The 12,063-nt window shown below is 45.4% G+C and carries 8 protein-coding genes and 1 tRNA gene; 7 read left to right on the forward strand and 2 right to left on the reverse strand.

Features of this window, described 5'->3' with window-relative positions; all coding sequences use genetic code 11:
* Positions 1–92: 92 nt before the first annotated feature.
* Both F452_RS0108920 and F452_RS0108925 read right to left on the reverse strand, forming a co-directional pair.
* Positions 93–165, reverse strand: a tRNA-Pro gene (locus F452_RS0108920).
* Between the two features lie 380 nt (positions 166–545).
* A complete protein-coding gene (locus F452_RS0108925; protein ID WP_039443753.1) occupies positions 546–1,514 on the reverse strand; it encodes a choice-of-anchor J domain-containing protein in 969 nt (322 codons plus the stop codon).
* A gap of 473 nt (positions 1,515–1,987) precedes the next feature.
* On the opposite strand from F452_RS0108925, the gene F452_RS0108935 reads away from it, so the two are divergent.
* The 7 genes from F452_RS0108935 to F452_RS10895 form a co-directional block, all read left to right on the forward strand.
* Entirely contained in the window at positions 1,988–3,268 is a 1,281-nt protein-coding gene (locus F452_RS0108935) for an aspartyl protease family protein (protein WP_018965867.1), read from the forward strand.
* A gap of 352 nt (positions 3,269–3,620) precedes the next feature.
* Entirely contained in the window at positions 3,621–5,126 is a 1,506-nt protein-coding gene (locus tag F452_RS0108940; protein WP_018965868.1) for an amino acid ABC transporter substrate-binding protein, read from the forward strand.
* Positions 5,127–5,189: 63 nt separating this feature from the next.
* Positions 5,190–5,861 (forward strand): porin family protein, encoded by a 672-nt coding sequence (locus F452_RS0108945; RefSeq protein WP_026292340.1) that lies wholly within the window; start codon positions 5,190–5,192, stop codon positions 5,859–5,861.
* A gap of 355 nt (positions 5,862–6,216) precedes the next feature.
* On the forward strand, positions 6,217–7,032 hold the full coding sequence (locus tag F452_RS0108950; protein ID WP_018965870.1) for a glycogen/starch synthase: 816 nt from the start codon (positions 6,217–6,219) through the stop codon (positions 7,030–7,032).
* Between the two features lie 99 nt (positions 7,033–7,131).
* Entirely contained in the window at positions 7,132–8,499 is a 1,368-nt protein-coding gene (locus F452_RS0108955; protein ID WP_026292341.1) for a DUF4270 domain-containing protein, read from the forward strand.
* 104 nt (positions 8,500–8,603) lie between these two features.
* On the forward strand, positions 8,604–9,836 hold the full coding sequence (locus F452_RS0108960; RefSeq protein ID WP_018965872.1) for a nucleoside permease: 1,233 nt from the start codon (positions 8,604–8,606) through the stop codon (positions 9,834–9,836).
* A 641-nt stretch (positions 9,837–10,477) separates the two neighbouring features.
* Positions 10,478–12,063 (forward strand): DUF2436 domain-containing protein (locus F452_RS10895; RefSeq protein WP_033317185.1); only part of this gene is annotated, 1,586 nt, incomplete at its 3' end.

Below are 12,063 nucleotides of genomic sequence, written 5' to 3' on the forward strand. Positions count from 1 at the left end.
AAAGTGCTTTCTGTTGGGGCAATAGAAAGCACTTGCCTTGCTGTAAATAAAGAAACGCCGCCAATAATCCCGAAGGAATATTGACGGCGTTGTCGGGATGAGAAGACTCGAACTTCCGACCTCCACGTCCCGAACGTGGCGCGCTACCAACTGTGCTACATCCCGATAGCGGACGCAAATATAGCAATTATTCTTATTCAGTAGCGTTTTTTCTCTCTTTTTGTCAGGGCAGTTTCATCAAAAAACGAGTACTCCGTTCGCATGACTTTTATGCGGTAATACCAATTTAGTTCGGAAGTCTTTTCAGAAGAGGTCATCAAACGATTTGTATATAAAACATTTCCGATTTGTATACAGATAGTTTTCGATTTATTTATAGTTCGCAGCCTTCGGAGGGTCTCTTCACGAGGTGATAAAACAGAGCTGTCCGTCAAATCTTGGAAAAAGGAAAGGGGTGTGCTACGATCGCAGTGAGCGCGATTTTTGCACACCCCTGTTCAGTCTAAGATCGAATCAGGAAATATGAATTTTGAATCGGATGCGGATTATTTGACGGAAATTCTTTCTGCGTAGGTCTTACCATCTATTTCGATCCTTACGACATATACATTGTTCTGAGCCGTAAAGACTACTTTATTCGTTCCCGAAGCCAATTGCCGTCCCTTCATGTCGTAGATGGTGGCTTTGCCTGAGCAAGATACCGTGATCGTGTTTTCTGTCACCGTCAGCGTATAAGGCTTTTGCACCGCTATCATTTGAGCACTTTGGGGTACGAATTTGGTGCAGGCCTTCGGCGATACACCGCTGGTATATTTTACTTCTACGCAGTATTCATGCTGCTTGTTAGCCATATTCGCATCCGTGTATGTAGTAGTGGTAGTGGTCAGGCCTTCTGCAATCTTTGCTGCATCACGGTACACTGTGTAGGAGAAGTCGGTTTCGTCTGAAACAGGGGCTTTCCACTGGAGTAGCACGTCAGTCCCATTGTCTGCTACGCTCGCTTGCAAATTCATGACAGGGTTGTGCTGCGCCCCGTTGCCCATGAACAAAATTTCGTCGATGTGAAGGAAGTTTTGATTGGTACACTGGTAATGTCTGAAAGCCACTCGTTGCGTGCCGGCCGGAAGATTCACCATTCGTTCGAAGAATGGCCCTTGTGCTCTTGTCCCGGTCAGCGTCTCTTCAAAGGCAACAATATAATCCTCTTGCCCTTCCAGCTGAGCCATGATAGCATAGTGCTCATTAGGATATAGGGTGTTTACAGCTACGTAATACTTCACAGAGGTCGCACCGGTCACTATGGGAGAAATCAGCCAGTTGTCCGGTTTCAAAGGCTGTCCGCCACTCCAAGAAAAGGATGCCATCATACCATTGCCATGCTGAGTGTTCTGGAAAGATGTAGGAACCCCGTGGAGCCAACACCATCCATCGCCATCGGCATCCTTGATAGTCCATGTGGAGGGGATTCCTTCATCGAAACCTTCAAGATAAGGAAGTGTTACGCCTTGTGCCACTGCTTTTTGTCCTGAACAGAATAAGGTGAATAAAACGGCAAATAAAAATAAGTAGTTTAATTTTTTCATTCTTTGTCGAAATAGTTTAGTTGTTAGAAAAAACTGATGCGATCTGTGACTCTTACTTAAGACGCTAAAAGTATGCAATTACACCTAATGGTCAAAATTTACAATAGTGTTGTACTTGATATTGGAGTGTATATTACTACGGAGAATGATCACAGTTGTATTACGAAATATTCTTTTTACTATATTGCAAGCCAAGTACTTGAACGCATGGATTCCTTTGTTTGCTATGTGCTGATACAGCTTGTGCCTATCTTTTTTGGGAAGGACGTCTGCAGTAGATACCTTTGGCATACAGCCAAGGGTGAAAAATGTTCCCGCCAGCACATTAATGTAATCGCCCATTCTGCTGCTTCCCTACTTTTTTTCCATTCTTGCCGAATGCGTTATAGTTTGCCGAGAACACAATGAAAATTAATGTAATAGTTATGAAAAGAATCTTATTGTCGATTTTTTCCGTATTCTTTACCATAACGGTTTTTGCGCAAGATAGAACCGAATGTGAAAGAATTGTCGGTGTTGTTTTTGATGCCGTTAGCAAACAGAACATGGAGCAAATAAGGCCATATCTGGCGGAAAACTTTAAAATTGCAGGTCAATCTTCACCCGTAGCAGAAACGGTATTGGCGCAGTTGGTTAGTAATTTGGGAAACATCGAGAGTTTCATACTGACAGAAGTAACAGGAAACGTTGACTTGACTTTTAATTACGATGTTGAATATGAGAAACACGGAAAGAAACAGGCGTTGTTCGAGTTTGATCAAAACAATAGGATAAAAAGAATGGAACTACTAAAAATCGTGGTAAAAACAGCCAAGGTAGATCCTTCCAAAATAGAATACAATCTGAGTAATGTGATAGAAATTCCATTTACAAGAATGGGAAATTTGATTGTTGTCAAGGCATCTGTCAATGGAGAAGAGCAAGATTTCATATTGGATAGTGGATCTGGATTTACCATCATTAATTCGAAATATATCGAGAAAGACACAGTCGATACAGAAAAGGAGGAAACTGTTTTAAGTACTGCTAAAGGAGTTCACGACGAGAGTTTATCAGGAACAAATATTGTCAATACGAGCATTGACTTTTATGGAATCCGTGTCAATCGGAAAGATATGCTTACGAATGACATATCACACTTGGAGAGCGAAGGTAGGCAGATTTACGGACTGATCGGCCATGATTTCTTGAGTAAATACGATGTACTGTATGATTATGCCAGGAATGTTGTCATACTAATCAATCCGGATTATTTCGAAACATACAGAAAAGAAAAACTATCTAAACACCTTATTGAAACTCTTCCGCTTGAATGGAGAGGCCACATCCCCATTATGCAGATCAGGATAGGAGATGATTATTATAAATTGGGTATTGATTGTGGTGCGGGAGCAAATCTCTTGGATATAACCCTTTTCGCTAAAGTGAAAGATAATTTGGAGGGAATAACGACAAAAAGTTTAGGTGGAGCTTCTAAAAACAAGAAAGATGTCACTCATGCTCAATTGAAAGAATTCTATGCCGGAACAACCTTGTTCAAAAAATCACAAACTGTTTTTAGTGATATCTCTCATTTAAACAAGGATAAAGATCTGAAAATTAATGGGCTTATTGGGTACGAGTTTCTGTCGAAACAGCTGACTTTGGTAAGCTATCAACGCAAGGAATTATTGCTAATAAAATGATGTAGTGTGTGACATTGCCTGTCCCTTAAGCAACCTTGTCTTTCGACATTGAAATGGCTTTTGATTTGAGTTGTTTGTCTTGCTGAATATTATTTAGAATTTGAAAGAAGTATAGGATATCCTCAAGCCGAGTGGTAAGTCCATCATTTTAATTTAATCTCTCAAAATGCTTCTATGATATCCGGATGATTTTTCGTATAGTTATGGGCCTGTTATAATGAAGAGATTAATCCATGTAGCTCTCTGATATGGGGATTTGTAAAGAGGATAACACATTTGTCTGCAGTGTCGTTATTGTTACCTTTGCCCCATCTCACCTAATAGATAGGACTAAAAAAGAAGGGGGTAAATCATGACAAATCATGTATTCCGGATAAAAGGTTTTTATATCCTGCTGATGGCTTGTGTGCTGATGTCTGCCATGTCGATGGCTGCTCAGACGCGTAGCAGGACAAAGGTGCACGTGGTGCAAGCCAAAGAGACCGTCTATGGACTGGCGCGTCAGTATGGTCTCTCGGAGGAAGATATTTATGCGCTCAATCCATCGGCCAAACAGGGGCTTAGAGAAGGACAGACCTTGCTTATTCCGGCCAAGCCGATCAAGTCCAATAGCAGAGTTTCAGCAGCTGCTCTCCCGAGTGAACATATTATCCAGCCACAGGAAACGCTCTACTCTGTCAGCAGGCAATATGAGTTGAGCGAAGACGATCTGATGAGGGCCAATCCGGGTATATCAGCCTCTAACTTCCCCGCCGGTAGGAAGCTGCGTATTCCCAAGGCTGACTCTACCTCTATGGCCTCCAGTCCCATGTCGGTACAGTCCGAAACTATAGAAGTCGGTCTGATGCTCCCGCTGTCGGGCAATACACAGCGATATGTGGAGTTTTACGAAGGTATGCTGATGGGGCTCAATCGTCTGAAGAAACGGGGCGTTTCGGTGACCTTGCGCGTTTATGATGTATCCAATGCTTCTGATGCAGAGGATGTAATCCATAGTGGCGAGCTCAATAACTGTCACCTCCTTATCGGGGGCACTTCCAACGACCAGATAGCTGCTATTTCACGCTATGCAGACCTGCGCGGTATCAACTACGTGGTTCCGTTCAGCTCCGGTAAAATAGCCGGCAGGGCTTCGGCCAACCTCTTCCAGATCAATCCTCCCCAAGAATACCTCTATCCGCAGGTTGCCAAGCTCTTTATGCAGCGATATGCCGATAGAACCGTTGTGTTCGTCACCGGTTCGGGATCGGTTGAGCCTTGTGCCGCCTTCATTATGTCCGAGATGGACAAGGCAGGCAAATCCTATACGAAGATTTCTTCCGATACAGAACAGGGCGAATTGGTCAAGCTGCTTCGTTCCGACTCCCGTATCGTGATAATGCCCTGCATGGCGAGAGAGAGCATCCTTCGTCGTATACTTTATTTGGCGGATGGCAATGGCAAGGCGGAACAGTTAACTTTCTTTGGCTACCCCGAGTGGCAGTCCTTCGACAGAGATATGCAAGGGCGAATGAGGAAATACGGCTCTTCATTCTACTCTTCCTTCTATTTCAATCCAGCAAACCTCGAAAGCGAACAATTCCTTTCGCAATATTATGCCTGGTACGATCATAAGGTGTCTGGTGGCTTCCCCAAGTACAGCGTTCTGGGCTACGATATTACCAGCTATTTTATCGGGGGCTTAGCCTCCTATGGCCGTTCACTTAGGAACAACCTCCCCATGCTCCCCTCCACGGGATTGCAGACAGACTTCCAATTCCGTGAGATAAAAGGTGATGGCGGCTTTGTGAATCTCAACCTCTTCATCGTTACCCTGAGAGCCGATGGAGGGGTGGATCGTGTGGCCATATCTCAATAGTTGCTCTTTCATGACGAGTGGACGAATGTTCGACTGTCTATGCAACTCTATTTGAAGAAAATCATGTTTCTGAGAATAAGTATCAGTCTTTTCATTTTCCTATCTCTGGTCAATTTGGTCGAAGCCCAAACGGCCAAGCGGTCATTGCGTGTGCAGGTCGGACTCGCGGGAGGCGTATCCGCCAACAAGGTGCTCTTCAACCCCTCAGTGGACCAAAAGATGTTGTTGGCGCCATCGGGTGGTCTCATTGTTCGGGTAAACGAGGAAAGTACAGGAGCCTTGAAAGCCGGCTTCCAGATGGAAGTGGATTATGTCCGGCTGGGTTGGGAAGAAAAATTCGAGGGAAAACCTGACAATGCCTATCGCCGCACGTTCGATTGTGTGACGATACCCCTGCTCACACATGTCAAAATTCGGCAAAGAGGTCTCTATGCCTTTCTCAATTTGGGGCCTCAGTTTGGATTCATCGTATCAGAGAAACCCGTCAAGCAAGGCTCGGACTTCACCGAACTACAGCTGCGACGTTATGCGCAAGGCCTACACGGTCGTTTCGAGTGGGGACTGGCCGGTGGACCTGGTTTCGGATTCGATGCCAGTCGTCTGGGAACTTTTGAGATGGAAGGGCGTTTGTACTATGGCTTCCACGATCTCCTCAACAACCGCCAGCAGGATCCTCATGGCAAATCGTCGAACCTGACTCTGAGCATAAAGCTCAACTATCTCTTCCGTCTTTAAACCGTCGATTCTGCTAAGGGGGCGTGATGGCCTTTTTGTGTGGCAATTCGTTTCTCGTTTTTTCCCAAACGGGGCGGGGCTATTCTTTGGCCTTCTCGCTTTTTTTCTTAAAAATCTATTAATCTATTTGTGCCTTTATCATTACGCCTTATGCTTGATCAGATTGTTTAGTTTTTTGTCTGCCTTCCCTGCGGAATCGGCTTACTCTATCTGCTATAATAGTTGGCTATGTGCTGCGATACTTGGGTGTATTTTTCTTTTTATACTTATCTAAGAGAGCTTTACGTACTTCTTCCTTATCTTGTCGATGAGTTTTTTTTGTACCTTTGCGAGAAACGTAGATGACGGTAAAAGAATGGATTCCAAAAAAGTTCTTTACATATCCCAAGAAATTTTCCCCTACTTGCCGGAAACGGACATATCGGTCGTTTCGCGCAAATTGCCTCAGGCCATTCAGGAGCGAGGCAACGAGGTGCGCATTTTTATGCCCCGTTATGGTATCATCAATGAGCGTCGTAACCAGCTGCACGAGGTGATACGCCTTTCCGGTATCAATATGATCATCAACGACAACGACCATCCGCTGATCATCAAAGTGGCTTCCATCCAGTCGGCACGCATGCAGGTCTATTTCATTGACAATGATGATTTTTTCAAGCGCAAGACGATGTACGACATCAAGCCTAAACAGGAGAATGACAACGATGAGCGAGCCATCTTCTTCGTGCGGGGAGCACTCGAGGCCATCAAGAAACTGCGCTGGATCCCCGATGTCATCCATTGTCATGGTTGGTTCACGGCCTTGGCGGCTTTGTATCTGAAGAAGGTGTATGCGGACGATCCTTGCTTGCAGAAGGCAAAAGTGGTCTATTCCGTCTACGACGATGCCGGACAGGGGGTAATCCCGGAGACTCTTTTTAGCAAGCTCGAATTTGATAAGATCACGGCTGATGACTTGTCCGTCATGGGACAGTCTGCCGATTATATGGCTTTGAGTCGTCTGGCGATTCGATACGCTGATGGCGTCATTCAGGGTGCGGAGACTGTAGCTCCGGAACTGACCGACTATATATCCTCTTTGGAGGGGAAGGCTTTCCTCCCATACCAAGGGAAAGAGAACTATGAAGAGGCTTTCGACAACTTCTATAGCGATCTTTTGACGACCAACTGATTTGTCTCATTCTGCCTGACCGCGCCGAACAATATGCAGGCAGCGATTAACGTTAATTATCTGCCTTTCCACGCAAACCCCCAATGATTCACCATTATTATGAAGAGATACTTTCTTCTCGTTTTTTCGTTAATGGCTTTCCTCACGGTAGCCTGCGATGATGATCTGTCTCCGATCGGAGGTTCTATCCAGCCGCCTTCGGATCCGGTTTCGGCCAGAGTGGATACGCTCGAATTTTCTGTAAAGACGATACCGATGGGCGATATATACAACCGAACGAACTATACCCTGCTGGGAGACCTGACGGATCCCGAATACGGCGACTTGAAGGCTGACTACATCATGCAGTTCAAGAGTCCGAGGAATTTCAAATTCAAGTATCCGCCCAAAGATGGGAAAATCGACTCCGTGAAGCTTAGTATCAACTATGATAGTTGGGTGGGGGATTCAACAGCCCTCATGAAGGTTTCGATCTATAAAATCAACAAAGCCATTCCTCCCTCGTACTATTCTACGGAGGAATTAGCTTCCTTGCTGGACGAAACCCAGATCATCGCTTCGCAGACATTCAAGGCGGGCAATGACTCAGCATTCCACCGCGTAAGAATACCCCTGCCCAATGAGATCGGCCAAAAGATATACGACCTCTCGGTAAACAATCCAAGTGTTTTCGATACGCAGGAGAGCTTCTATAATAATGTGTTGGGCGGTCTGTATGTGACTACTACGACGGGTACGGGAGTTGTGCTGAGCGTGTACAATACACAGATGGCCATCTATTATAACTACAAGGTTACGTCCGATTCCACCAAGACGGCTACAGAGACATTCGTAAATACGAGCGAATCCTATCAGGTCAATCATATCAAGAACTCCCAAATATCCCACCTGTTGCAGGAGAATGACTCTCTTTCTTGTGTGAAGAGTCCGGCAGGGGTGATGACGCAACTGACGATCAGCAAAGAGCAGTTTACGGATGCTTTCACGAGCAATCTGTCTTCCTCTTTGGCTTGGCAGATCGGTGAAGCACAGTTCAATATCAGTGCCTCGAAGCCTTCTGAGGGCTTGATGCTGAGTCCGCCCTCTTACCTGTTGCTCTTGCCACAGGATTCGGTGAAGAACTTCTTCGAGCAAGAACAAACCGAACTGATGCAGCCCCGCACTGCATTCCTCTCGACCATATACAACATTAAGAAACGGGAGTATCGGTTTAGCAATATCAGCCGCCTGTTGATGGAGCATATTAAGAACAATACGGAGAAGACCCCCGAGGGTAAGCCTTATATCAATAAGGATCTTGTTCTCGTACTGCTGCCTGTGAAGCGTCAGACTGCAGGAGCCGGTGGCTCAATGTACACCTCTCAGCTGAATAATTTCATGTTCCCGTCAGGCGTGAAACTACTACTTGGAAAAAAAGACAAAACAGCGCGTATAGGAGTCTATAGTATGACCTATACTGATAACTGATATGTGCTATACGCTCCGGAATAAGCCTTTCGATTCGGGATTCGGTGCCGTCGAAGGGCTTTTTCTTTTCAGTCTTCCGTAACAACTACAATCACACACTCATCATGAAGCAATTGAAATACCGTCTGATCCTGATGAATTTCCTGCAGTTTTTCATTTGGGGAGCTTGGCTGATTTCCCTTGGAGGATATATGGCGAGCGTACTGCATTATTCCGGTTTGGAAATAGGTGCCATATACGGTACGATGGGCATTGCCTCTCTTTTCATGCCGGGTTTGCTGGGTATTCTGGCGGACAAGTACGTGGCTGCTCAAAAACTCTTGGGTGTGTGCCATCTGATCGGAGCCATATTGCTGGTTTATGCTTCCACGCTGAGTAGTTACTCCGTTTTTTATCCTGTTATGCTCCTGCTCTGCATGAGCTATATGCCTACTCTCGCTCTCACCAATACGATAGCCTATACTGCTATGGAGAAAGCCGGTATGGATATAGTGCGTGAATTTCCTCCTATACGCGTATGGGGTACTGTCGGGTTCATTTTGGCCATGTGGACTGTCGATATATGCGGATGGGTAATGAGCAGTATGCAATTCTATGTCAGTGCTGTGGCTTCCCTTGCATTGGGATTGTATGCTTTTACCCTGCCTCACTGCCCTCCGGCAAAAGAAAGCAAGAAGAAGGGGGTGCTTGCCGTTTTGGGGCTGGATGCTTTTGTTCTTTTCCGCCAACGTCGTATGGCAGTCTTCTTCCTCTTTGCCATGCTATTGGGAGCAGCCCTTCAGGTCACCAATACATTCGGCAATCCGTTTTTGTCCGATTTCGCGGATACTTATAGCGAGAGCTTTGCCGTGCAGCATCCCAATGTGTTGCTTTCTTTGTCACAGATTTCCGAGACTCTTTTCATTTTGGCCATTCCGTTTTTCATGGGACGTTTCGGGATCAAACGGGTGATGCTTATGAGTATGTTGGCTTGGGTGTTGCGTTTCGCTTTCTTTGGTCTTGGCAATCCGGGTAGCGGCTTCATTTTCCTGGTTCTGTCAATGATCGTATATGGTATGGCCTTCGATTTCTTCAATATCAGCGGTTCCATGTTTGTCGATCAAGAGACTACGCCCTCGATTCGAGCAGCTGCTCAAGGCCTTTTTATGATCATGACCAATGGTATCGGAGCCATCATCGGGGGAATTGCCAGCGGTTGGGTGGTGGATCGCTTTACGGATGCCGGTCATACGGCTTGGAGCACGGTATGGTATATTTTTGCAGCTTATGCATTAGTCATTACCATTCTCTTTGCCATCTTTTTCAAGTCGGAAAGCAGTCCCGTCTCTCGATCTTAGGGGCCCTGGCTGTTCTATGCCGATGCTTCGCCCTTCGGCAGAGAATATGAAAGATTCGGTATATATCGAAACGGATAGACCATCGAACAAGTGGATCGGATCTTTTTGTTCCTCACTTCTTCTCTTGCGAATAAGATGTGAATCTTAGGCAATATTCCAATGTTATTTTTATCCTCATCTACACAGTTTGTGTGAGGTGAAGAGCTGTTATCCGAGACTGTACTGTTGCAACCAATCTATCAGAGGGTATATAGAACTGTATACGAGGTCTAAATACCTGCTCTGCTTCTCATCCTATTGAAGAAGGATTCAAAGGCTATCGATTCTTTCCGAGAATTGATATAGCGTAGAGGGGGCTATATCTTCCCTTCTATCATAGAATGTAAGCTTTTCAACCTTTCTGTATAATTGCCTCGAATCTCTTTGGATTCAATGGAAAACATAAAATCCTCAAAAAAGATGGCGTAAAACTTTGCCTCAGCGATGGGTGTATTTTTCGGCTAATTTCTAAAGAATAAAACTGTGTTTTGTGTCTTTTTAGCAAAAAATATTTGGCAGGTTAAGATTAAAAACATACCTTTCGGGCGATAGTGGTAGAGCACTATCTCGCGAAACATTAATCTTTAATACTTTCAAAAGGTATGAGAAAATTGAATTCTTTATTTTCGCTTGCCGTCCTGCTATCCCTGTTGTGTTGGGGACAGACGGCTACTGCACAGAGAGGGCCGAAGACGGCTCCATCTGTGACGCACCAGACGGTGCAGAAAGGTATTCGAACATCCACAGCCAAGGATCTGCGAGATCCGATTCCTGCCGGCATGGCACGAATTATCTTGGAAGCTCATGATGTGTGGCAAGACGGCACAGGCTATCAAATGCTTTGGGATGACGATCACGATCAGTACGGCGCATCGATTCCCGAAGATGGTTTTTGGTTTGCTAGCGAGACAATTCCTGATGGCCTTTTCGATCCTTTCGAGTATAAAGTTCCGGTCAATGCCGATGCTTCGTTTACTCCTACGAATTTCGTGCTTGATGGAACGGCATCAGCCGATATTCCTGCCGGCACTTATGACTATGTAATCATCAATCCGAATCCCGGCTTAATATATATTGTAGGGCAGGGTGTTTCCAAAGGCAATGATTATGTAGTAGAGGCCGGTAAGACTTATCACTTCACTGTCAAACGACAAGGTTCCGGCGATGCTGCATCCGTTGTGGTAACAGGAGAAGGTGGCAATGAATTCGCTCCCGTACAGAATCTCCAATGGTCTGTATCAGGGCAGACGGTAACCCTCACTTGGCAAGCCCCCGCATCCGACAAACGGGCTTATGTGTTGAACGAAAGTTTCGATACAGAAACGCTTCCAAATGGTTGGACAATGATCGATGCTGATGGTGATGGTCGCAATTGGCTATCTACAATAAACGTTTACAACACCGCTACTCATACAGGTAATGGTGCTATGTTTAGTAGATCATGGGAAAGCAGCACAGGCGCAAAACCCAACTTGAGTCCGGACAACTATCTGGTAACTCCTAAGATTACTGTTCCCCAAGACGGTGAGCTTACGTATTGGATTTCATCGCAAATTCCTTGGGAAAATGAGCACTATGGAGTGTTCTTGTCCACAACCGGAAACGAGGCTGCAAACTTTACAGTCAAGCTCTTCGAAGAAACTCTTGGAAGAGGCAAATCTGTTCCTGCAAATGTCCTGAAGAGCGAAGGTGCAAAGGCTCCAGCTCCCTATCAGGAGAGGACCATTGATCTCTCTGCCTATGCAGGACAGGATGTTTATTTGGCGTTCCGTCATTTTGATTGTACAGGTATATTCCGTCTTTATCTTGATGACGTAGCAGTCTCTGGCGGAGGTGTTTCCGATGACTATACTTACACGGTATATCGTGACAATGTTGTTGTCGCACAGAATCTGACGGCAACCACATTCAAACAGGAAAATGTAGCTCCTGGCCAGTATAACTACTGTGTCGAAGTTAAGTACGAAACCGGTGTATCTCCGAAGGAATGTGTTGACGTAACAGTTGATCCACAGCAGTTCAATCCTGTACAGAATCTGACGGGTAGTGCTGATGGACAGAAGGTAACGCTCAAATGGGATGCCCCCAACGGAACGAATCCTAACCCTAATCCTAATCCCAGTCTTTCCGAATCGTTTGAAAATGGTATACCATCAAGCTGGAAGACTATCGATGCCGACGGCGACGG

Source organism: Porphyromonas gulae DSM 15663, from assembly GCF_000378065.1.
Lineage (GTDB): Bacteria > Bacteroidota > Bacteroidia > Bacteroidales > Porphyromonadaceae > Porphyromonas > Porphyromonas gulae.